Here is a 21,976-nt window from a genome sequence, read left to right on the forward strand (position 1 = left end):
GAGAGGACTACCCGTGCGCGCCGGAAAAGCGCTGGCGGCGACCGTGATCGCCGCAGGATCCATTGCCGGACTACTGGCCCTGACGCCGCTCCCGATCGCCGACGCCGACCGTTCGGCGGCTCCGGATCTGAGCCGCTTCACCTCCCAGCAGCTGACCTGGAAGGCCTGTGACGTCGAGGAGATCGACAAGGCGGGTGCGCAGTGCGCCGATGTCACCGTCCCGCTGGACTACTCCGACCCGGGCGGCCGCACCATGACCGTGGCCATCTCCCGCTACCCCTCCCCGGATCCGGGCAAGCGGCACGGCATCATGCTCTCCAATCCGGGCGGTCCCGGCGGCGCGGGCCTGGACTTCCCGCTCACCTTCGGCGCGGCCATGACTCCGGATGTCCGCGCGCAGTACGACCTCATCGGCATGGACCCGCGCGGCATCGGCCGCTCCGCCCCGATCAACTGCGAGTGGCCGGAGGGCTTCGGCCTCCAGTCCGCCGGCGTGGATGCCGCGAGCTACGCCGAATCCGTCACCCGCCAAGCCGATCTGGCACTGCGCTGCGCGAACACCGAGGGAGACCGGTTGCGGCACATCAGCACCCGGAACACCGCCCGCGACATGGACCTCATCCGGGCGGTGCTGGGCGAGCAGCGGATCAGCTTCTTCGGCACCTCCTACGGCACCTACCTGGGCTCGGTCTACACCCAGATGTTCCCCGAGCGCAGTGACCGCATCGTGCTGGACAGCGCCGTCGACCCGGCCCGCTACGGTGCGGTGCAGATGGTGCAGGACATGGGTCCGGCGAACGAGGCCGTCTTCGGCAGCTGGGCCGACTGGACCGCCGCGCGCGATTCCGAATACCACTTCGGCACCACCCGCGATCAGGTGCGGGACAGCATCCTCGGCCTGGTCCGCCGCGCGGCCGAGCAGCCCATCGTCATCGAGGGCCTCGCGGTGGACGACCACTGGGTGCCGATGATCATGTTCACCGGCATCGACGACCCGCGCAACTACGGCCCCGTCGCCGCGAACATGCGCACGCTCGCCGACGCGGCGGAAGGCAAAGCGGTGCAACCGGATCCGCAGCTGGTCAAGGATCTGAAGTTCATCCTGCGCTCGGAACCCGCCGACAATTCCGGGCAGTTCGCCGTCATGTGCGGTGACCGCGCGGTGGAGCGCGACCCCACCTGGTACTGGCGCAATATCGAGGCCGCTCGCGCCGCGCAGCCGGTGTTCGGCGCGTTCGCCAACAACATCACGCCGTGCGCCTTCTGGGCTCCGCCGCTGGAAGATGCCACGGTGGTGGACAATTCGGTGCCGACGCTGATCGTGCAGTCCACCGGCGACACCCGCACCACCTACGCGAACGCGGAGGGAATGCACCGGGCGCTCAGCGCTTCTCGACTGGTGACGCTCGAAAACGTGGCCATCCACTACATTTTCGGCCGCTACCCGAACACCTGCACCTACGCCGCCGTCAACGACTACCTGCGCACCGGCGTCCTGCCCGCGGCCGATATGACCTGCCAGGCCGACTGATCAGGCAGCGGCCGGCCGATCAGGCATTGAGATAGGCGAGCACCGCCAGTACCCGGCGGTGCCCCGCCTCGTCCGCGTGCAGCCCCAGCTTGGCGAAAATGCTCCGAATATGTTTCAGCACAGCACCTTCGGACACCACGAGGCGCTCGGCGATGGTCGCATTGCCGAGCCCCTCGGCCATGAGCGCCAGCACCTCCCGCTCGCGTGCGGTCAATGCCGCGAGCGGGTCGTCGGCTTTGCGCCGCACCAGCAGCTGTGAGATCACCTCGGGATCCATGGCGGTTCCGCCGTCTGCGACCCGTTTCAGCGAATCCAGGAATCGATCCACCTTCCCGACCCGCTCCTTGAGCAGATATCCGACGCCGCCCGCACCGTCCCCGAGCAGTTCGGTGGCATAGTTCTCCTCCACCCAGGAGGACAGCACCAGCACCGGCAAACCCGGATGGATCTGCCGCGCCCGCACGGCTGCTCGCAGCCCGTCATCGGTATTGGTCGGCGGCATCCGCACATCCGTCACCACGGCATCGGGCCGATCGGCGGTGACCACCCGCAGGAAGTCGTCCGCATTGTCGACCGCCGCGATCACCTCGATCCCCGAGGTCTCCAGCAGCAGCACCAGCCCTTCGCGCAGCAGGGCGTCGTCCTCGGCAATCACAACCCGCACGGCAGCTCCACCCGCACCACAGTAGGGCCACCGGCCGGACTGGTGAGCACCATGCTCCCGTCCAGTGCCTCGGCTCGCCGCCGGATCCCCGCGAGCCCGCCGCCCTCGACCTCCCGCGCCGCCCCGCGCCCGTCATCGCGCACCTCGATGATCAGCAGCTCGGGCGGCCCGCCGACGCTGATCGAGAGATGTCCGGCCCCAGCATGTTTGGTCGCGTTCGTAATCGCCTCCGCGATCACGAAATACGCCGCCGCCTCCACTGCCGCAGGTCTTCGCGTCAGTCCCCCCGTCATTCCGGCATGCCCCGTCCCCGCCATTCCGGCATGCTTCTGGCCGGAATCCACCTCCTCCAACTGTGGATCCCGGTCAAGGAGCGCGCCGGGGTGGCGGGAGTGTTCGATCCCGTCGATGTGCAGTACGCACGGAATGGGGCAGCGGGCGGCCAGGGCGGATATCGCGCTGGTCAGTCCCCGGTCGGCGAGGATCGGCGGGTAGACGCTGCGCACCACGTCCCGGAGTTCCGCCAGGGCCGATTCGGCGGTGTCCTGGGCTTTGCGCACCAGGTTCGCGGCAGCGTCCGGATCTCGTTCGCGCAGTTGGTCGGCAAGCCCGAGCTGCATGATCACCGCGGCGATGCGGGCCTGTGCGCCGTCGTGCAGATCCCGTTCGATGCGACGCAGTTCGGCCCCGTGCGCGTCCAGGGCGGCGGCGCGGGTCGCGGTCAGTTCGGCCACCCGGACCGCGAGTGCGCCTTCGGTGGGGCCGAGCAGGGATTTCGCCGTGAGTGCCTGCCAGCGTGCGATCACCGGCAGCTGCAGGGTGAGCATGGCCAGCGGAATCGCGATGAGGGCGCTGAGCCGGGCCATCGTCCACGAGTCGACGGTGAAGCCGTAGTTGCTGACCGCGCCCGGCGGCAGGTGCTGCCAGAACAGCGAGCCGAACAGCTGCATGAACGTGCTGAGCGGCAAGGCGACCGCCCACAGCGCGAGCACGGGCCCGAGGAAGCCGTGCACGATCGTCCACCCCATATCGCGCAGATTCGCGGAGTCCCCGAGCGCGGTCGTCAGCCGCTGCCGGAGTCCGCCGGTGATCGGCTGGTAGACCACCCGTATCGGCTCGCCCAGCCGGGCGGAGGCGCGCCGTCGTTCCAGCGCTGGTACGAACCGGGTCAATCGGATGGCCTCCGGGATCGCGGGAATCCCCACTATCCCCAGGCTGAGCGTCCCGACGAGGAAGAGCACCACGGTGGCCGACAGGGCGAGTGCCCCGGTCAATCCGCCGACCACCAGATACGCGATCGCCGCCGGTAGTTGCCGCATACGGCTCCAGACCCACCGCAGAATATTCATGCGGCGGGTCCGGGGCTCGTGATCAGCGGTTCAGCCGGTTGCACCACACCGACATTAGTGTGCCGTCGATTCCGGCCTGCGGACTCAGGTCCACGGGCGCGAAGACGCGGCCTAGTGCTGTCGACAGCAGGGTCCGAGTGCTGACCCAGTAGTGCGTCTGGTTGTTGTCGTGGCGGTATGTCGAATCGTTCATCGTCCGCGTGCTCCTCGCTCGCGATACATGCGCTTCTGGTTCTTGGAGATGTCGCGCCACACCTTGGAGCGCTCGGCGCGCAGCCGGTTGTCGGTGCGGGCGGCCATCCACTCGTTCTCCCGGTGCAGCTTGCGGTAGCTGTCCAGGCGACGCTGGGGGAGCGCCCCCGTCTCGATGGCCTCGCGCACCGCGCACCCGGGTTCGGTGTCGTGCGAGCAGTCGCCGAAACGGCAGTGCGCGGCAAGGGATTCGATATCGCTGAAGGTGCGTTCGATGCCCTCGGTCGCCTCCCACAGCCCGATGGACCGCAGTCCTGGGGTGTCGATGAGCGTCCCGCCGCCCGGCAGCGGCCGCAGTTCCCGGTGCACGGTGGTGTGCCTGCCGCGCTTGTCGCCCTCGCGAACGGCGTTGGTGGCGAACACATCCGAGCCGAGCAGGGCGTTGGCGAGGGTGGACTTGCCCGCGCCCGACGGCCCGATCAGCGCGACCGTCCCGTCGAGCAGGGACTCCAGCACGTCCATCCCGTATCCGCTGGACGCGCTGACCGCCACGACCGCCGCGCCGGGGGCGACCGCCCGCACGTGGTCGAGCGAAAGATCCGGTGCGAGATCGGCTTTGGTGAGCACCACCACCGGCTGCGCCCCGGATTCCCAGGCGAGGGCGAGCATGCGCTCGATCCGCCCGAGGTCCACGTCGCCGTCTCCGGCCGTGCACACGAGTACGACGTCCACATTGGCCGCCAGCACCTGATTCGCGGATTTCGCCTTGGCATCGGAGTGCCCGGAGACCGCGGCCCGCACGATGGCGGTCCGCCTCGGCAGCAGTCGCACGACGGTGCGGTTGCTGTCGATCGCTACCCAATCCCCGGTGGTGAGCCCGCTGATCTCGGAATCCGAGCGCGGGCATCGGGCGCGGACAACCGCCGCCGACAGCCGACTCTGATAGTCGGCCGTCGGCAGTGGCGCGGCGACATCGCATTCGCTGCGATCCATCCGGATCACGCGAGCAGGAATATGCGAATCACCAAGCAGGGGAAGAAAATCCGCCGCTACAGCCGAGTTCCAGCCGTATGGGGCGAGCAGGTCGAAATCGACCAGAGACATGATGGAGAGTCCTTTGACGGGCCGAGCCCGTCATGGGGCTCAGCGCAGGAAATTCGAGGTGGCGGTGCCGATTTCAAACACCGGACGTGCGGCGAAGACTCGCCCGGGCACGACAATCCGCAGGTTCTTCATCACGTCTCCACCTCCTCATATCTCCTGAACAGCCACCGAAGCAGCCGTGAGCCAACCGGACCGCCCTACCTTGTCAGCTCGGCCGGGACCGGCGCAACCTATTTAATTCCGGCGGCTGAGCAGCTCGATCAGTTCGGCTCGGGTGTCGGGCCAGCGGTCCCGGCGACGGACGCCGGCGGTGGGTTCGAAATGCTGGAGCAGCGCGAGCCCGCGCATGGCGTCGGTGGCCAGCGAGACCCGGCGCAGCCAGAGCTTCGGCGGCAGATCGGCGGGGGCGAGCCCGACCATGATGGATCGCATGGCCTCGGTGAGCCGCTGCTCCACCGGACTGAGCACGTCGTACAGTTCGGGGTCGCCGGTGGCCGCGACCCACAGCTGCGCCCACACCGTGAACAGATCGCTGCGCCAGATCTCCCAGAAGGAGTCGAGGAAGCCGCCGATCCGGTCTTCGCCCGCGTCCCGCAGACGCGTGATCTCGGCCTCGAATTCGACTGTGGTGCGCTGGAATACGTCATCGAAGGCGGCCGCGACCATGTCGTGCCGGGTGGCGAAGTGGTAGTTCATCGCGCCCAGTGAGACGCCGGCCGCCGCTGCCACCCGCCGGGTGCTCGCCGCCGCGTACCCCTCCTGCTTGATGACCTGGAGCGCGGCCTCGATCAAGGCTTTCCGCGTGCTTTCGCGCCGCTCCTGCTGGGTGCGGCGGGTGCGCGTGACGGTGGTCGGATTCGGCATGGCACCTCGACTATAGACAAACAAGACGAGTGACCTGTAACTTCGCAATAACTCACTTACAAGGCAAGTGACTGGAAAGTGTGGCGACCCACAAAGGAGTGGCTGTCGATGAACGACCACCTGCTGACCCAACCCCTCCCGGCCGGCGTCGACGGCGGCGCGGCGGGCGCGGCCTGGACCGCCACCCACGATGGGCCGCAACGGTATCCGCGCGTACACATCGAGCGGGACGTGCCCATCACCATGAGCGACGGCGTCGTCCTGCGCGCGGACGTCTACCGCCCCGCCTACCCGTCCGGCCAGGCTGTCGCCGAGCCGACGCCCACGATCGTGAACCTCACGCCCTACACCAAGCTGGCGTGGAACGTCATGGACAAAGCACTGTCCGTCCCCGGGCTGTCGGCGGCGCTGACCGAACGATCCCGGGACTTCGCGGGATCCCGCAGGCTGCCCGGCCTCGCCGACTCCGTGCGGACGCTCGCCGGCGGCTACCCCCGCAATATCTCGATCGACCGGCAGCTGATCCGGAGCGGCTATACGCAGGTGGTCGTGGACGTGCGCGGTACCGGCCACTCCCAGGGCGTCTACCAGCTGTTCGGCGCTCGCGAACAGCGCGACACCCTCGAGGTCTTCGACTGGGTGACCGCGCAGCCGTGGTCCACCGGCGATATCGGCATGAACGGCGTCTCCTACTCGGGCATCAACCAGTTCCAGGCCGCCGCGCACCGGCCCCCGGCGCTCAAGGCGATCTTCCCCGGCGTCGCACCCACCGACGGCATGCTCGACGGCATCGCGCCGGGCGGGGGACTCGGCCTGCTGTTCACCCCCGTGTGGATGAGCGTCGTCAACCTGAGCAAGCTGCTCCCGCCCTCGAAACCGTTGCGGCGCGGCGGATTCGACCGGCAGTGGCTGCGCGACCGGCGCAGCGCCCCGTTCAGCTACCTGGGCGCGCTCGGAAACTGGCTCACCGCAACGCGACTGGACCGGCTCGGACCGGAGGCGCTGGCCTTCCTCGACCCGCAGAGCCCGGTGCGGCAGGGCCTGCGCGTCGACGTGAGCAGTATCGAGGTGCCCACCTTCGTCTTCGGCGCGTGGCACGACATCTTCGTGTCCGCACAGGTCAAGGCCTACAACGCCCTCCGCCTCCCGCCCGGACGCAAACAGCTGCTCATGGGATTCGGCGATCACCTCAATATGGGCCACGACCTCGGTCGGCCGGGTGAACCGCCGCGTCTGGACGTGCTGCAGCGGGCGTGGTTCGACAGGTGGCTCAAGGGAATCGACAACGGCATCGACGAGTTCGGCCCGGTCACAGCGCATCAGATGGGCGGCGAGTGGATTCGCTCCACCGCGCTACCCGAGCACGGCACGAAATACCGCCGCCTGTACCTGAGCGCCGCAACCGGCGGCACGGCTCCCGGCAGCGTGTACGACGGTTCCCTGACCACGGAGGCGGACCCGGCGGTGACCCGGCTGACCGTCGCGCCGGGTATCGCCGGAATCCGTTCCCGCGACACCTCGCTCACCACCATCGGCCTCTTCTCGGCCTTCTTCGGCAGCAGGCCGGACGCCGCGCGGCAGGAGACCGGCGGGCTGAGCTTCACCAGTGCGCCCGTGACCGCGCCGACGACGGTCAACGGCCCGATCACCGTGCATCTCACCGCGATTCACGACGCGATCGACGGCTTCTGGGCCGTCACGGTCAATGATGTGAGCCCGGACGGCTACTCCACGGTGCTGGGCTCGGGGCAGTTGGTCACCTCCCTGCGCGCCAAGGACGAACTGCACAGCACCAGACTGCCCAATGGCGACTTCCTCGAACCGGTGTATCCGCTGGCCGTGGCCGACCGCCTGCCGGTGGAGCCGGGAACCGCTGTGGCGCTGGACATTCCGATTCCGGCGATCAGCGCGCACCTGCGGCCGGGGCACCGGCTGCGGGTGAACGTGTACGCGGGCAATTTCCCGCGCGCCATTCCGATGATGCCGATGCTGGTGGACAGCGGCCGCCGGCCACAGCATCTGCACCTGGATCCGGCCGCGGCGAGCTTCGTGACGATCGGCCTGTTGGGAGCGCCGGGATGGTGACACCCCTGATGGGCGCGAATGCAGCGGAGTCCGCTCCGGCCCCGGACCGATCGCAGGGCGGGGAAGTGGCGAGATCGAAGGTATTCCAGGCGATTACGAGAAGCCTGACCGTGCCGGTGATCGCCGCGCCGATGCTGCGGGTCTCCGGGCCGGATCTGGTGCTGGCGGCGTGCCGCGCCGGGGTGATCGGCGCGTTCCCCACCGCGAATGCCCGCAGCACCGAGGAGCTGGGAGCCTGGCTGGCATCCATCACCTCGTGTCTGCGCGACACCGAGGTCCAGACGCCCTACGCACCGAATCTGATTGTGCACCCGGGAAATCCGCGACTGTCCGCAGATCTGGACATGTTGTGCGCGTACCGGCCGCCCCTGGTGATCACCTCGGTGGGTTCCCCGCGTTCGGTGCTGGAGCCGCTGCACGAGGCGGGCGCACTGGTGTTCGCCGATATCGCGTCGGTGCGCCACGCCCACCGTGCGGTCGAGGCGGGTGTGGACGGTCTGATCCTGCTCACGGCGGGGGCGGGCGGTCAGACCGGCTGGGCGAATCCGTTCGCCTTCGTGCGCGCGGTGCGTGAATTCTTCGACGGGCCATTGGTTCTCGCCGGTGGCATCGCCGACGGCGTCGCGGCGCGCGCGGCGCTCATGCTCGGCGCGGACCTGGTCTACATGGGCACCCGGTTCCTCGCGACCACGGAGAGCATGGCCGACCCGGCGCACAAACGGATGGTCGTCGACGCCGACCTGGACGATGTGGTCCTCACCTCGGGGCTCACCGGCCTGCCGACCAATCTGCTCGGCGCGTCACTGCGCGCGGCCGGGCTGGACCCGGAGGCGGTGCGGGCCGACCCCCAGCGTCCGTTCGCAGCCGACGGAAAACGGTTGAGCTGGGCGGAAATCGGCAGCGCCGGACATTCGGTCTCGGGCATCGCGGGGTTGTCCGATGTCGCGGAGGTGGTCGCGGACATCCACCGTGAGTACGCCGCGACCGACACCGGGCAGCGCGTCCGAGCGCGCTGCCGCTAGGCGCTACGGCGCGTCAGCCCTGCGGCTTGTGGAACTGTTCGCGGCGGCCCAGCCGCTGCAGCCGCAGCCATTCGATGAAGCCGGCCGGATCCTTCTGTTGTAGTAGGAAGAACCAGCCGAACCGAGCCAGCTCCTGCGGCAACAGCTTTCGCATGCCCGGCTGCGACATGAGGTAGCCGCGGTTGCGGTAGGTGAAGTAGCGCTTCACCGGGTCGTCCGGGTACTGGGTGTGCATGCGCCCGCCCAGGATCGGCTTGAACTCCTCGGACCCGTTGGGGTGCAGGTACGCCGTCTGCAGGCAGGTGCCGAACGGCAGGCCGGAGCGCACCAGGCGGCGGTGCACCTCCACCTCGTCGCCGCGCACGAACAGCCGCAGGTCCGGCACGCCGATGACGTCCACGGCCTCCGCGGACACCAGCGCGCCGTTGAACAGCGAGGCGATGCCGGGCAGGAAGTCCTCGTCGCCGAGTTCGGAGCGCAGTCGCCGCCACACCACGCCGCGGCGCAGCGGGAAGGCCAGCCGGTCCGGGTCGTCGATATCGGCGACCACCGGGGACACCTCGACCAGCTGATGCCGCTTGGCGCAATCGAACAGTGTCGCAAGCACTTCGGGGCCTTCGGGGCGGCCGTCGTCGTCGGCCAGCCAGACCCAGTCCGCACCCATGGTGAGCGCGTGCAGCATGCCGAGCGCGAAACCGCCCGCACCGCCGAGATTGTGCTCGGAGCCCAGGTAGGTGGTCTCCATGGGCTGCTGCTTGACCAGCTCGCCCACCTCCGGCTCGTTGCCGTTGTCCACCACGATCAGGTGACTGATCGGCCGCGTCTGGGTCGCCAGCACCTTCAGCGATTCGGCCAGCAGCTCCCGGCGTTTATGGGTGACGACGATCGCGACGATGCGCGCGTCGTCACCGTAGTGCGGAGTGCCTTCTGTCATGCGGGATTCCGTTCCGGTTGCTTCTCGCGTTCCAGATCCCGCAGCACCTGCGCCACGTGATCACCCGCCTCCGGGCCCTCGTAGGCTCGCACGACTTCCTCGATGCCGCCGTGCATGCGCACCCGGCCGTGGTCGATCCACAGGGCGGAATCGCAGAGCTGTGCGAGGAATTCGTTGGAGTGGCTGGCGAACACCAGAATGCCCGATCGAGACACCAATTCCTGCAAACGAATCCGTGCCTTTTTCATGAATTCCGCGTCGACCGCGCCGATACCCTCGTCCAGGAGCAGGATTTCGGGGTCGATGGAAGTCACCACACCCATGGCGAGCCGCACGCGCATACCGGTGGAGTAGGTGCGCAGCGGCATAGCGAGATATTCGCCGAGTTCGGTGAATTCGGCGATCTCGTCGATTTTGGCGAGCATCTGTTTGCGGGTCTGCCCGAGGAACAGGCCGCGAATGATGATGTTGTCGTAGCCGGAGATCTCCGGATCCATGCCGACGCCGAGATCGAACACCGGCGCGACCCGGCCGCGAATGCGCGCGCTGCCGCGAGTCGGTTCGTAGATGCCCGAAAGCAGCCGCAGCAGCGTGGATTTGCCCGCGCCGTTGTGGCCGACCAGACCGATCCGGTCGCCCTCCTTCAGCGACAGGTTGATCTCGCGCAACGCCTCGACGACCACCACATCGGACTGATTGCGCCCGATCGCGCCACCGGCCTTGCCGAGGAACGCCTTCTTCAGGGACCGCGATTTGGCGTCGAAAATGGGGAATTCGACCCACGCGTCCTGAGTTTCGATACTCACATGCTCGGGCCCACCCGAGCCCCGACCGCCACCCCTCACGGGATCGCTCTGCGATGCTGTGCTCATTCGACCTTCACACCCAGTAGGGGACGCGGGAACGGAACTGCTTCATGGCCAGGATCGCCACCACCCAGCCGACGACCGTGATGCCCAGCACGATCACCCAGCTGCGGATCTCGATCGGGTCGCCCAGCAGCGGCGCGCGCACGATCTCCAGGTAGTGGTAGGTCGGCACCAGCTCCACCAGCCTGGCGCGCTCGCTCACCTGACCGCCCTGATCGTGCAGCGCCTTGGTGCTCCACATGACGGGCGTCAGCACGAACAGCATGAGCGTCGTGCTGCTGAGAATCGGCGCGAGATCGCGGTACCGGGTGCTGAAGATGCCGAACGCGATCGACACCCACATGGCGTTGAGGAACAGCAGCAGCATGCCCGGAATCGCCAGCAGCACCGTCAGGCTCAGGTTCTTCCACACCGCGAAGCCCACCAGCATGACCAGGTAGATCGCCATGTTGTGCAGGAAGAACAGGAACTGCCGCCACACCAGCCGGTACACATGCACGCTGAGTGCCGACGGAAGCTGTTTGATGAGGCCCTCGTTGGCGATGAACACGTCCGAGCCCTCGAGGATGCTCGCCGAGATCACGCCCCAGACGATCAGGCCGACCGTCACGTACGGGAGGTATTCGGTCAGCGGCTGGTCGAGCAGGGTGGCGTAGAGGATGCCCATCGCCGCCGCCTGCAATCCGGTGGCGATGGTGATCCAGAACGGTCCGAGAACCGAGCGCCGGTAGCGCTGCTTGATGTCCTGCCAGCCCAGCGAAAGCCACAGCTCACGCTGGCCGAACCCGTCGCGGAAATCTTTCCAGGCACGACCGAAAGTCTGGGAGTCCGACACTAGTGGCACCGGTGAGTCAGCCGGTCGCACTTCGGCCGTGGCCGAGTCGGAGGGGGCAGCAGCAGGCACGACCCGACCCTAGCTGATTCTAATTTGCCTCCGCTGCGCTCCGGCGGGTTCGCGACCCTGTTACCCGCTTCTTCCCTCCCTCCGCTCCTCCGCTTCGCTCCCCCGCTCCGCTCAGTCCAGAAGCGGGCGGGTCGCGAACTTTGAGCTCGGGTAATTAGAGGTACTGGCCACTTCCTGCGGAGCCGCCCTGTTGTCCTCGCGGGTCGACGACGCTCGCGCCCGGCGGGAGGGCGTGACGCATCTGCTCGAGTTGGGCGCGGGCCGCCATCTGCTGTGCGAACAGGGCGGTCTGGATGCCGTGGAAGAGTCCTTCGAGCCAGCCGACGAGCTGGGCCTGGGCGATGCGCAGTTCGGCGTCCGACGGGATGGTGTCGTCGCTGAACGGCAGGGCCAGGCGTTCCAACTCTTCACGAAGTTCGGGGGCCAGACCTTGTTCGAGTTCACTGATGGAAGTGCGGTGGATTTCCCGCAGTCTGGTGCGGGAGGCGTCGTCCAGCGGTGCGTGCCGGACCTCTTCGAGGAGTTGCTTGATCATGGTGCCGATACGCATGACCTTGGCGGGTTGTTCAACCATATCTGCGAGCGATTCTTCTTTTTCGCCTGATTCGCCCGAGTTTTCCTCGCCGACAACCTGTCCGGTGAGCGCGAACGGCTCACCCGCGGCTCCCGCCTGGGCCCCAGCGGGAACGATCAGCGGCTTACCCTCGGGACCGATCACGACAATGGATTCCGGTGCCCCATCCGATTCCGTCATGTACACCATCATGTCTCACAGCCAGCGTTACGCGCGCTCGGCCGCTGCCTTAGAGTGGCCAGCATGACTTACGACGTCGCAAGGGTGCGGGGCCTCATACCGTCCCTGGGCGACGGCTGGATCCATCTCGACCCGCAAGCGGGCATGCTGGTCCCGGATTCGGTATCACGGGCCGTATCAACAGGATTCCGTACTTCCGCCTTCTCGCACACCAACCGGCACGGCGCGGCCAAGCGCTCCGCCGCGATCCTGGAGGCCGCCCGCGAGGCGGTCGCCGATCTGGTCGGTGGCGACCCGGCGGGCGTCGTACTGGGCCCGGACCGAGCGGTACTGCTGGCCTGGCTGGCCGAATCGCTGAGTTCCCGGTTGGGGCTGGGCACCGGGATCGTGCTGTCGCGCCTGGATGACGAAGCCAATGTCGCGCCCTGGCTGCGCATCGCGAATCGCTATGGCGCACATGTGCGCTGGGCGGAAGTGGAGATCGAGACCTGCGAGATGCCGGCCTGGCAGTTCGAGGAGCTCATCGGCCCCACCGCCCGCCTGGTCGCGCTGACCGCCGCGTCCCCGATCGTCGGTTCCGCACCGGCGGTGCGCGTGGCCGCGGACCGGGTGCACGAGGTCGGCGGTTTACTGGTCGCGGACTGCTTCGGGGCCGCGCCCTACGCGCTCATCGACATCGACGAACTCAACGCCGACGTGATCGCCCTGAGCGCCCCGGCCTGGGGCGGCCCGCAGATCGGCGCACTCGTCTTCCGCGACCCCGCCTTCCTGGACCGCATCCCGTCCATGTCGCTGAACCCCTACGCCAAGGGTGCGGAACGGCTCGAGGTCGGTGGCCACCAGTACGCGCTGCTGGCCGGGCTCACCACCTCCATCGACTACCTCGCCGGGCTCGACGAACGCGCCACCGGCACCCGCCGGGAACGCCTCGAGGTCTCGATCACCTCGCTGCAGGACTACCACGATCAGCTCTTCGAGCACCTCATGGCCGTCCTCGACACCATCCCCAACCTGACGGTCATCGGCCGCGCCTCCACCCGCATCCCGACCGTGAGCTTCACCATCTCCGGTATGCAGGCCGAGAAGGTCTCGGCCAAACTCGCCGACGCCCGCATCGGCACGCTGAGCGGATCGCACGGCGGCAGCCGCCTGCTCGACGCGCTCGGCGTGAACGACGAGGGCGGCGCGGTCACCATCGGACTCGCGCCCTACACAACGAAATTCGAGATCGACCAGCTGGGCCGCGCGCTCGCGGCCCTGGACAGCTAACGGATTCGCAGCACCACCTTGCCGACGGTCTCCGGGGAGTCCAGCAGCTTGTGCGCCTGGGCCACCTCGGCGATCGGCAGCTCCGCGGACACCACCGGATGCACGGTGCCGTCGGAGATCAGCGGCCACACGTGCCGGCGCAGCTCGGTGATGATCGCGGCCTTGGACCCCGGCCCGTGCTCCGGGCGGCGGCGCAGGTTGGTGGCGTGGATGGAACCCCGCTTGGCAAGCAGCGCAGCGATATTCAACTCCGCCGTCACCCCGCCCTGCATGCCGATGATCACCAGGTGACCGTCCTCGGCGAGCGCCTCCACATTGCGTTCCAGGTACTTCGCGCCCATATTGTCGAGAATGATGTCCGCGCCCGGATATTCACTGTGCAGCGTGGTGACGAAATCGTGCTCGTTGTAATTGATCAGCACCGTCGCGCCCAATTCCCGGCAGCGCTGCAGTTTGAAGTCGGAACCCGCGGTCACCGCCACCCGCGCACCCAGTACCCGGGCGATCTGGATGGCATGCGTGCCGATGCCGCTGCCACCGCCGTGAATCAGCAGCAAATGCCCGCTGTGCATACCCGCCGTCATCACCAGGTTGGACCAGACCGTGGCCGCCACCTCGGGCAGCGCCGCCGCGCCCGCCTCGGACACGCCCTCCGGAATCGGCAGCACCTGCGATTCGGGCGCCAGCACCCGCTCGGCATAGCCGCCGCCGGACAGCAGCGCGCACACCCGGTCGCCCGGTCGCCAATCTCGAACGCCCGCACCGACTTCCGCGACCACGCCGGAGACCTCCAGTCCGATGGTCGCGCTCGCGCCCGGCGGCGGGGGATAGAAGCCCTGGCGCTGCAGCAGGTCCGCGCGGTTCACTCCGGCCGCCGCCACCTCGATCAACACCTCACCCTGGCCGGGCGCGGGCAGGTCCGGGACCTGCTCCCACCGCATGACCTCGGGACCGCCGAAACCGTCGAGTGTCACCGCATACATGAAAACGAGCGTACGTCCGCGCCGCACCGATTACTGTCAGGCCGGTCTGTGCGGGGACACAGCATCCTGTCAGCTTCTCCGGCCATGGTGGGAAGCGGACACGAGAAAGGACATTTCGATGATCGGTATTGTCGTCACCCTGGCCGCTTTGAGCATTATGACGATCATGGCCATTTCGACATCGGTGGCCGAGCACTCCCCGCGCACCCTGGTGCGCGTGCGCGCCACCGAACCCCGCCGCCGCTGACCCTGTTCGCTGGAGATTTTCCGGAATTTTCGGTGTCAGAAAGAAATCCGTCCCCCCACGCGAAGTGGTTGAAAGCACTAGCGTTTCGGGAATGAGCAGTTTCGCCGACTTCCAGAACGAGATCTACCTGTCCGGTCTGGCAGGCGTCACCCCCGCGCTACCGATGACCGCGGCGGGTCTGGAGCGGCGAGCCGCCGAAGTGCTGGACCCGGCGGCCTTCGCCTACGTGGCGGGCAGCGCCTCGGCGGAACGCACCGCGGCGGCCAATGTCACCGCCTTCGAGAAGTACCGGCTGCTGCCGCGCATGCTGCGCGGCACGAGCGCGCCCGGAGCCCGGGATCTCTCGCTCGAAATCCTCGGCACACGCTTCGCCGCGCCCATCCTCACCGCGCCCATCGGCGTGCTCGGCCTGCTGCACGAACGCGGCGAGAAGGTCGTCGCCGAGGTCACCCGCGAACTCGGCATCGGCATGGTGCTCTCCACCGCCGCCTCCTCCACCATCGAAGAGGTCGGCGCGGTCGCGGGCGACTGGTGGTATCAGCTGTACTGGCCCAACGATCCCGAACTCGCGCGCTCCTTCGTGGAACGCGCCGAGAAATCCGGGGCCAAGGCCATCGTCGTCACCGCCGACACTCCCGCCCTGGGCTGGCGGCCCCGCGATCTGGAACTCGCGCACCTGCCGTTCCTGCAGGGCAAGGGCATCGCCAACTACCTCTCCGATCCGGTCTTCCGCGCCAAACTCGCCACCCCGCCCGAGGAGAGCGAGGAGGCGCTGCGCATGGCCGTGCTCACCTGGATCGGCACCTTCGGCAATCACGCGCTGCGGCCCGCCGACATTGCGCGCCTACGGGATTGGACCGATCTGCCCGTCGCCGTGAAGGGCGTGCTGCACCCCGACGACGCCCGCCAGGTGGTCGACGCGGGCGCGGACGCGGTCATCGTCAGCAATCACGGCGGCCGCCAGGTGGACGGCTCCGTCGCCGCCCTCGACGCCCTGCCCACCATCGTCGCCACCGTCGGCGACCGCGCCGAAGTGCTCTTCGACTCCGGCATCCGCACCGGCTCCGACGTCATGATCGCCCTGTCCCTCGGCGCGAAGGCCGTCCTCTACGGTCGCCCCTGGGCGTACGGCCTCGGCCTCGCCGGCCGCGACGGCGCCCGCCACGCCCTGCGCACCCTGCTCGCGGATTTCGATGCCTCCATGGGACTTTCGGGCTGTACGGGGGTTGCCGACCTGTCCCGCACCATGCTCTCCTCATTCCGCTGAGCGCTACGGAACCAGGAAGCGAAGCGGAGGGCACATGAACACCGAACCCAGGTGGCTCACTCCCGAGCAGCAACGTGCGTGGCGGGCGTACATGGACGGCTCGCAGCGGCTCATGGCCGACCTCAACAAGCAACTGCAGCGCGACGCCGACCTCACCTTCGCCGACTACCGCATCCTGGTGAAACTCTCCGAGGCCCCCGGCCGCTCCCTGCGCATGAGCGACCTCGCCGACGGCGTCCTCTCCTCCCGCAGCCGCCTCACCCATCAGATCCGCCGCATGGAGGCCGAGCGCATGGTCCGCCGCCTCGCCTGCGAGGACGACGGCCGCGGCGTCATCGCCCAGCTCACTGAGGAGGGCCTGCGCCGACTACGCGCCGCCGCCCCCGGCCACGTCGCCGCCGTCCGCCGCTACTTCGTCGACCTGCTCACCCCCGCCCAGCTCGCCGCCGTCGCCGCGGCCCTCGAACTCGTCAATCAGGCTGGGGATTACCGCGCCTGACTCTCGAACCGGCGGAGCGGGTCGGCGGCCGATCGGGCACTGTTAACATCAGAGCCCTGGAAGCGTGGCAGAGCGGCCGAATGCACCCGCCTTGAAAGCGGGCGTCGTGAGAGCGACCGGGGGTTCAAATCCCTCCGCTTCCGCCAGGGAACAAGCAGGCCGGGGCCGGTTTTCGCAACCGGCTCCGACTTCTGTCAACACAGCGGGCGACGAGGCATCTGGGCAGCACACCGTTCCCTCGCGCCATTCTCGTTCTGCCCGTGAGGATTTCGGCCGGACTTCGGATATCCAGCCGGCCGGTCGCGAATCCCTGTGTGGCGGATCACAGATGCGGGGGACGCGCATCAAAGGATCTCATCGCCCGCCGGGCTTCTGGCACCATGGCTGGCATGGTTCGCCGCGGTTCGTCACGGCGTCGCCTGGCCGGCGCCTTCGCCACCACCACCGCACTCCTGTTCACGGGTGCGGTCCTCGCCGAGCCGGGCTGGTCTCGCGCCGACCCACCCATCGACTCCGGATCCAACGAGGAGCCGCCCCCCGGGCTGGACCGGGTGCGGCCCGCCTACGCCGCCATCTCCCGCGTCGAGAACATCAGCGACCGGCTGCTGCGCGTCCAGGTCAAATCACCCGCCATGGAACGCACCGTCGAGGTCCAGGTGCTGGTGCCCGCACACCGCGACGGGCCCAGACCCACCGTCTACATGCTCGACGGCCGCGCCGCCCCCGCCGACGGCAACGACTGGATCATCAAGGGCGACGCGCTGAACTTCTTCGCCGACAAACCGGTGAACGTCGTCTTCACCGTCGGCGGCCCCGCCAGCTACTACACCGACTGGCAGCGGCCCGACCCCAAACTCGGCACCAACCGCTGGGAAACCTTCCTCACCCGCGAACTGCCGCCCCTGATCGACTCCCGCTTCGCCGGCAACGGCAGCAATGCCCTCACCGGCGTCTCCATGGGCGCCGAGGCCGCCATGATGCTCGCCACCCGCAACCCGGACCTCTACCGCGCCGTGGGCGCCCACAGTGGCTGCTACGCAATGGCTTCCGACTACGGCCAGGCCCAGGCCCGCGCCGTCGTCGGCACCTTCGGCGGCGACCCCGACAATATGTTCGGCCCCGAGGAAGACCCCGAATGGGCCGCCCACGACGTCCTGCGCCGCGCGGAAGCCCTGCGCGGCAAGGCGATCTACCTGTCCACCGGAAGCGGCCTCCCCGGCGAACACGACACCCCCGCCAACCCCGACTGGCGCACCACCATCGCCGCGGGCGGACCCATCGAAGCCGGCGCGGACATGTGCACACGTCAGCTCGCCATCCGCCTCCAACAGCTGGACATCCCGGCGGCGGTCGAATTCCGGCCCACCGGAACGCATTCCTGGCCGTACTGGGCAGCGGAGCTGCCGCGCTCCTGGCCCACCCTGGCGGCGGCTCTCGGAGTGAGCTGAACTCCCGTCATCCCGCAAGCATGTCGGAAGGACGGGGGCGGGCTCAGCGGGCGAAGCGGCTCACCGTCGCGGGATCGGTGGCGAACGCCAGGAATTGGTCGTTCTCGTGCGGATCGCCCGCGGTGATCCGCACGCCGTCGGTGCCGTAGGGCCGCACGATGACTCCGGCGGCGGCACTGGCCTGGCCGAACTCGGCGCTCCGCTCGCCCAGCGGCAGCCAGACGAAGTTGGCGTGGCTGTCGCTCACCCGGTAACCGGCGGCGCGCAGCGCGTCGTTCATGCGATTGCGTTCGGCCACAACGGCGTTCGTGCGTTCGAGCAGCTCGTGCCGCGCCTCCAGGGAGGCGATGGCCGCCGCCTGCGCGAGCTTGTTCACGCTGAACGGGATGTGCACCTTCATGAGCGCGGTGATCACCTCGGGCGCGCCCACCGCGTAACCGACACGCAGTCCGGCCAGTCCGTACGCCTTCGAGAAGGTGCGCAGCACAAGCACATTCGGGCGGTTGCGGCCCAGTTCCACGCCATTGGGCGCGTCGTCCGCGGGCAGCCGCAGGTATTCGAAGTACGCCTCGTCCAGCACGACGAGCACGTCGGCCGGCACCGCGTCCAGGAAGCGGGTGAGTGCCGCGGCCCCGTGCGCGGTACCGGTCGGGTTGTTCGGATTGCACACGAACACGACCCGCGTATCCGGCGTCACCGCCGCCGCCAAAGCGTCCAGATCGTGCGCGAATTCACCGTCGAGCGGCACCTGCACGGCGGTGGCCCCCGCGACCCGCGTCACGATCGGGTACGCCTCGAAGGACCGCCACGCGAACAGCACCTCGTCGGTGGGCGCGAGACAGGTGATCTGCACCAGCTCCTGGCACAGGGCCACGCTGCCGCAGCCCGCCGCCACGTTCTCCACCCCGACCCCGTGGAATTCCGCGATGGCGGTACGCAATTCGAGTGCGGCGTTGTCCGGATACCGGTTCACCGTCTCGGCCGCCTCGGCGATGGCCTTGGCCACCGACGGCAGCGGCGGGAAGGTGGTCTCGTTGCTGGCGAGTTTGACCGCGCCGGGGGCGGTCTTGCCGGCCACGTAGGCCGGGATGGCATCGAGGTCCGGACGGATGTGCGCGCTCACCCCTCTACCCTAAGTGCCCGCGCCACCTGATTGCCCGTCGGTGTCCGATGGCGAAAACTCGCCAGCGGATCCGGAAAAACAACGGACTAACCAGTCCCTCGAAAAGATTTATCCCGCCTTTACCTAGCGCAACTACTCTGGTTTCATGTCGGGCGTTTACCGAGAACTGGCACCTGTGCAGGACACGACCACCGTCCCCCTCGTCGTGATCGAACCCGAAGGCCACACCCGCGGCGGCATCGTCGTGTTGCACGAATCACGGGAATTCACCGAACCATTGCTGGATCTCATGCGATCCCTCGCCGAGGACGGCTGGACCGTCCTGGCCCCCGACCTCTTCCATCGCGCCAACGGCACGGCCCCCGACAAGGTCTTCGGCGCCGACCTCTACGCCGACTTCGACGCCTGCTTCGAATGGCTCACCGGCCGCGGCGTCTTCGGCGACTGCATCGGCGTCCTCGGCTTCGACTCCGCGGGCACCGCCGCCGCCCTGGTAGCCGCCAACCGGCGCATCGGCGCGGCCGTCAGCGTCGCCGCCCCCGGCCTCGAATCCCCGCTCACCCCACAGGCGCTCGCGCTTACCGCCGCAGCCCCCAGCCTGCAAGCGCCCTGGCTGGCCCTCTTCGGCGCGGACGATCCGATGACCCCGCCCGACGAAGTGGACCGGCTGCGCGACGCCGCCGCGCACGCCGATGTGGCCACCCTCGTCGTCACCTACCCGGGACTGCACCACCGCCCCGACCATCCCGGCTGGGATCCGACCGCCCTCGACGATGTCTACGTGGTCGACGCCCAAACCCGGATCTTCGAATGGTTCGACAGCCACCTACGCTGACCAGCCGTTTTGCCTATTGGTCACCCGCTGTGTAATCTTCTGTCCCGGCGGTTCGAAAGGACCGGCGCCCTCGAAAGAAGGCAACCAGGAGGCGTGCCAGAGCGGCCGAATGGGACTCACTGCTAATGAGTTGTCCCTTCACGGGGACCGGAGGTTCAAATCCTCTCGCCTCCGCCACTACCCGGCTCGCCGGGCAGTACACAACTGAATCACCCTGCGCCCGTAGCTCAACGGATAGAGCATCTGACTACGGATCAGAAGGTTGGGAGTTCGAGTCTCTCCGGGCGCGCAATACGAACCAGGCCCTCTCGCCACGCTGCGAGAGGGCCTGTTTCGTGTTGCGTACCAACCCACCGATGGTGCTGGTGGGTTGGTGCGCTCCCCTCCAGTGCACCAACCCCCTGGCGAGAGAGTTGGCCCCTGGGGGCGGTCTACTGCGCAAGGTTCCAGTACCTGGTCAACCCTATTTTTCGGGACTGGAAAGTCAATGTGGTTGAGTCGCACCAGAGGTGAGACATCCGCTCATTTCGGGTGTGACTCGTACGACAGCGAGGTAGTGAACGATGGCGAAAGGTCAACTGGCCGTATTCGTGCGCGCACGCCGCGACGCACTCAAGATGACCCAGGTGCAGCTGGCGAATGCGACCGGGTGGTCCAAGTCCGCGATCGAGAAGGTCGAGGCGGGCTCACTCATACCCAGCCTGGAATTCGTGGGCGCGCTCTTCGACGCGCTCGGGATCTCCTACCTCTATCGCGAACGGATCATCGCCGCGCTGTACCCGGGCGCGCTGGACCGCATCATCGGCCCGTCCCCGGCCATGCCCGATGTCGACGCGCTCGCCGACCTCGAGGACCTGCCCTATCCGGCGGCCTACCTCACGCTGCCCGAATGCGACATCCTCGGCACCAACACCGCGTGGAACGACGCCTTCCCCGGGCTGGAGGCGAAGTCGAACCTGCTCACCTTCCTGTTCACCGACCCGAGCGCGCCGGACCTGCTCGTGGAATGGGAACTGGTGGCGCACATGTACGCCTACATGCTGCGCATCCTCGGCCCCATCTCGCTGCCGGAGTCCGCCATCACCGAGATCGTCGATCGCTGCAAGGCGCATCCGGATTTCGAGCGCATGTACGCCGCCGACTACCCGGCGACGAATGCCGTGCTCTCTGCCATCCGGGTGGCCGATCCGGTTACCGGGCAGATCCGCGATCTGCGCATCAAAGTCGACAAACCCCATGTGCCGTACAGCCCGTGGGTCACCTACCGGCTCGTCCCGCCGCGGGACGGTATCGGCTAGCCGGGACGGTTACTTCCAGGCCCCGAGATCGGGGAGATCCCCGGTCAGATCGGTACCGGGGGAGCGGCCGATCAGCCAGGCCGCCAGCGCCGCGGCCGGACCGGTGACCACCGTGCCCGGATCGCCCGCGGAGGCGGTGAAACCGGTATCGGTGGCCTTCACCGTGAAGCCCGTGCCGTTGCGCGCGGCCCGGTCCGAAACCGCCTGCGCCAGCAGCTGATCGGTGAAATCCGCGGGCCACCGGGACGGGGCGTAACCGGTGGCCAGATCGGTGTGATGGATCTCGACCTCCAGGTAGCGCATCCAGACGACGCGGGCGGCCGGAATCTCCCCGCCCTGCCGGTTGCGCACGGTGACCGCCCAGCGATCCTCCGGCATCACCCGGGCCAGCGCCAGCCAGCGTTCCGACGCCGCCGTGAGATCCTCGAGCTGCTCGCGATGCGGCCGCGGCGCACCGGCCTCGATATCGGCCTCCCGCAGGAATTGGCTTGCGTACTGCGGGGTTTCGATACCGGTGCGCGCCCACAGCAGCAGATTGACCAGGCTGTCGGCATTGCGGGACAGATGGGCCAGCACATGGCCCCGGGTCCACCCCGGCAGGAGGGACGGTTCTACGAGATCGGCGTCACGCAGTTCCGTGACGGTGTCGAGGAGGCGTGCGGTCGCCGCGGCGACAGCGTCGAGCTGCGCGGAGATCCCGGTGGGTGCGTCGCTGGTCACGGAAGCGACATTACC

General features: G+C 68.2%; 22 protein-coding genes and 3 tRNA genes. 13 read left to right on the plus strand and 12 right to left on the minus strand.

Annotated elements, in window-relative coordinates:
• The first annotated feature begins 13 nt into the window (after positions 1 to 13).
• Positions 14 to 1,531 carry an alpha/beta fold hydrolase gene (locus JK358_RS03240; protein ID WP_307817263.1) on the plus strand — a complete coding sequence of 506 codons (1,518 nt, stop codon included), beginning with the start codon at positions 14 to 16 and terminating at the stop codon, positions 1,529 to 1,531.
• 19 nt (positions 1,532 to 1,550) lie between these two features.
• Here the strand turns inward: JK358_RS03240 and JK358_RS03245 are convergent, their stop codons facing one another.
• From JK358_RS03245 to JK358_RS03265, 5 genes are all read right to left on the minus strand, one after another.
• A complete protein-coding gene (locus JK358_RS03245; protein WP_201943322.1) occupies positions 1,551 to 2,195 on the minus strand; it encodes a response regulator in 645 nt (214 codons plus the stop codon).
• Positions 2,183 to 3,544, minus strand: a complete 1,362-nt coding sequence (locus JK358_RS03250; RefSeq protein WP_201943324.1) for a sensor histidine kinase — start codon at positions 3,542 to 3,544, stop codon at positions 2,183 to 2,185. The genes JK358_RS03245 and JK358_RS03250 overlap by 13 nt, the downstream gene beginning before the upstream one ends.
• Positions 3,545 to 3,566: 22 nt before the next feature.
• Positions 3,567 to 3,737, minus strand: coding sequence for a hypothetical protein (locus JK358_RS03255; RefSeq protein WP_201943326.1), 171 nt, complete (start codon positions 3,735 to 3,737; stop codon positions 3,567 to 3,569).
• Complete coding sequence (rsgA, locus tag JK358_RS03260; RefSeq protein WP_201943328.1) at positions 3,734 to 4,840, minus strand: ribosome small subunit-dependent GTPase A; 1,107 nt, start codon at positions 4,838 to 4,840, stop codon at positions 3,734 to 3,736. The genes JK358_RS03255 and rsgA overlap by 4 nt, the downstream gene beginning before the upstream one ends.
• Before the next feature lie 234 nt (positions 4,841 to 5,074).
• Complete coding sequence (locus tag JK358_RS03265; RefSeq protein ID WP_201943330.1) at positions 5,075 to 5,704, minus strand: TetR/AcrR family transcriptional regulator; 630 nt, start codon at positions 5,702 to 5,704, stop codon at positions 5,075 to 5,077.
• Between the two features lie 108 nt (positions 5,705 to 5,812).
• Here JK358_RS03265 and JK358_RS03270 point away from each other — a divergent pair, with 108 nt between their 5' ends.
• Both JK358_RS03270 and JK358_RS03275 read left to right on the plus strand, forming a co-directional pair.
• The gene (locus JK358_RS03270) at positions 5,813 to 7,789 is read left to right on the plus strand and encodes a CocE/NonD family hydrolase (protein ID WP_201943332.1); all 1,977 of its coding nucleotides are present in this window, start codon (positions 5,813 to 5,815) and stop codon (positions 7,787 to 7,789) included.
• Between the two features lie 65 nt (positions 7,790 to 7,854).
• Positions 7,855 to 8,811 (plus strand): NAD(P)H-dependent flavin oxidoreductase, encoded by a 957-nt coding sequence (locus tag JK358_RS03275; RefSeq protein WP_307817265.1) that lies wholly within the window; start codon positions 7,855 to 7,857, stop codon positions 8,809 to 8,811.
• Between the two features lie 13 nt (positions 8,812 to 8,824).
• Here the strand turns inward: JK358_RS03275 and glfT1 are convergent, their stop codons facing one another.
• The 4 genes from glfT1 to JK358_RS03295 form a co-directional block, all read right to left on the minus strand.
• Complete coding sequence (gene glfT1 / locus JK358_RS03280) at positions 8,825 to 9,745, minus strand: galactofuranosyltransferase GlfT1 (protein WP_201943334.1); 921 nt, start codon at positions 9,743 to 9,745, stop codon at positions 8,825 to 8,827.
• Positions 9,742 to 10,551 (minus strand): galactan export ABC transporter ATP-binding subunit Wzt/RfbE, encoded by an 810-nt coding sequence (gene wzt / locus JK358_RS03285; protein ID WP_201943337.1) that lies wholly within the window; start codon positions 10,549 to 10,551, stop codon positions 9,742 to 9,744. Before wzt ends, glfT1 begins: the two co-directional genes overlap by 4 nt.
• Before the next feature lie 73 nt (positions 10,552 to 10,624).
• Positions 10,625 to 11,458: a galactan export ABC transporter permease subunit Wzm/RfbD gene (gene wzm, locus JK358_RS03290; protein ID WP_372440593.1), complete on the minus strand. Its 834-nt coding sequence runs from the start codon at positions 11,456 to 11,458 to the stop codon at positions 10,625 to 10,627.
• A 214-nt stretch (positions 11,459 to 11,672) separates the two neighbouring features.
• On the minus strand, positions 11,673 to 12,272 hold the full coding sequence (locus JK358_RS03295) for a bacterial proteasome activator family protein (RefSeq protein ID WP_201943339.1): 600 nt from the start codon (positions 12,270 to 12,272) through the stop codon (positions 11,673 to 11,675).
• 63 nt (positions 12,273 to 12,335) lie between these two features.
• Here JK358_RS03295 and JK358_RS03300 point away from each other — a divergent pair, with 63 nt between their 5' ends.
• Positions 12,336 to 13,541, plus strand: a complete 1,206-nt coding sequence (locus tag JK358_RS03300) for a cysteine desulfurase-like protein (protein WP_201943340.1) — start codon at positions 12,336 to 12,338, stop codon at positions 13,539 to 13,541.
• On the opposite strand, the gene JK358_RS03305 is transcribed toward JK358_RS03300, so the two are convergent.
• Positions 13,538 to 14,524, minus strand: a complete 987-nt coding sequence (locus tag JK358_RS03305) for an NAD(P)H-quinone oxidoreductase (RefSeq protein WP_201943342.1) — start codon at positions 14,522 to 14,524, stop codon at positions 13,538 to 13,540. The two genes, JK358_RS03300 and JK358_RS03305, sit on opposite strands and share 4 nt — an antisense overlap.
• Before the next feature lie 118 nt (positions 14,525 to 14,642).
• Between JK358_RS03305 and JK358_RS39830 the strand changes: the two genes are divergently transcribed.
• The 5 genes from JK358_RS39830 (at position 14,643) to JK358_RS03325 (ending at position 17,985) form a co-directional block, all read left to right on the plus strand.
• A complete protein-coding gene (locus tag JK358_RS39830; RefSeq protein ID WP_269811711.1) occupies positions 14,643 to 14,771 on the plus strand; it encodes a hypothetical protein in 129 nt (42 codons plus the stop codon).
• A gap of 91 nt (positions 14,772 to 14,862) precedes the next feature.
• A complete protein-coding gene (locus JK358_RS03310) occupies positions 14,863 to 16,038 on the plus strand; it encodes an alpha-hydroxy-acid oxidizing protein (protein ID WP_201943344.1) in 1,176 nt (391 codons plus the stop codon).
• A 34-nt stretch (positions 16,039 to 16,072) separates the two neighbouring features.
• A complete protein-coding gene (locus tag JK358_RS03315; RefSeq protein WP_232850591.1) occupies positions 16,073 to 16,537 on the plus strand; it encodes a MarR family winged helix-turn-helix transcriptional regulator in 465 nt (154 codons plus the stop codon).
• Positions 16,538 to 16,595: 58 nt separating this feature from the next.
• Positions 16,596 to 16,683, plus strand: a tRNA-Ser gene (locus JK358_RS03320).
• 243 nt (positions 16,684 to 16,926) lie between these two features.
• Positions 16,927 to 17,985, plus strand: a complete 1,059-nt coding sequence (locus tag JK358_RS03325) for an alpha/beta hydrolase (RefSeq protein ID WP_201943347.1) — start codon at positions 16,927 to 16,929, stop codon at positions 17,983 to 17,985.
• A gap of 43 nt (positions 17,986 to 18,028) precedes the next feature.
• Here the strand turns inward: JK358_RS03325 and hisC are convergent, their stop codons facing one another.
• On the minus strand, positions 18,029 to 19,108 hold the full coding sequence (hisC, locus tag JK358_RS03330) for a histidinol-phosphate transaminase (protein WP_201943349.1): 1,080 nt from the start codon (positions 19,106 to 19,108) through the stop codon (positions 18,029 to 18,031).
• 145 nt (positions 19,109 to 19,253) lie between these two features.
• Here hisC and JK358_RS03335 point away from each other — a divergent pair, with 145 nt between their 5' ends.
• The 4 genes from JK358_RS03335 to JK358_RS03350 all read left to right on the plus strand — a co-directional run bounded on the left by JK358_RS03335 (position 19,254) and on the right by JK358_RS03350 (position 21,241).
• Positions 19,254 to 19,943: a dienelactone hydrolase family protein gene (locus JK358_RS03335; protein ID WP_201943351.1), complete on the plus strand. Its 690-nt coding sequence runs from the start codon at positions 19,254 to 19,256 to the stop codon at positions 19,941 to 19,943.
• A gap of 87 nt (positions 19,944 to 20,030) precedes the next feature.
• Positions 20,031 to 20,120 (plus strand) — tRNA-Ser (locus JK358_RS03340).
• 39 nt (positions 20,121 to 20,159) lie between these two features.
• Positions 20,160 to 20,232, plus strand: a tRNA-Arg gene (locus JK358_RS03345).
• A 274-nt stretch (positions 20,233 to 20,506) separates the two neighbouring features.
• Entirely contained in the window at positions 20,507 to 21,241 is a 735-nt protein-coding gene (locus tag JK358_RS03350) for a helix-turn-helix domain-containing protein (RefSeq protein ID WP_201943352.1), read from the plus strand.
• 9 nt (positions 21,242 to 21,250) lie between these two features.
• Here the strand turns inward: JK358_RS03350 and JK358_RS03355 are convergent, their stop codons facing one another.
• Complete coding sequence (locus tag JK358_RS03355) at positions 21,251 to 21,961, minus strand: maleylpyruvate isomerase family mycothiol-dependent enzyme (protein ID WP_201943354.1); 711 nt, start codon at positions 21,959 to 21,961, stop codon at positions 21,251 to 21,253.
• Positions 21,962 to 21,976: the final 15 nt, after the last annotated feature.

The sequence above is a fragment of the Nocardia acididurans genome, assembly GCF_016741815.1.
Taxonomy (GTDB): domain Bacteria; phylum Actinomycetota; class Actinomycetes; order Mycobacteriales; family Mycobacteriaceae; genus Nocardia; species Nocardia acididurans.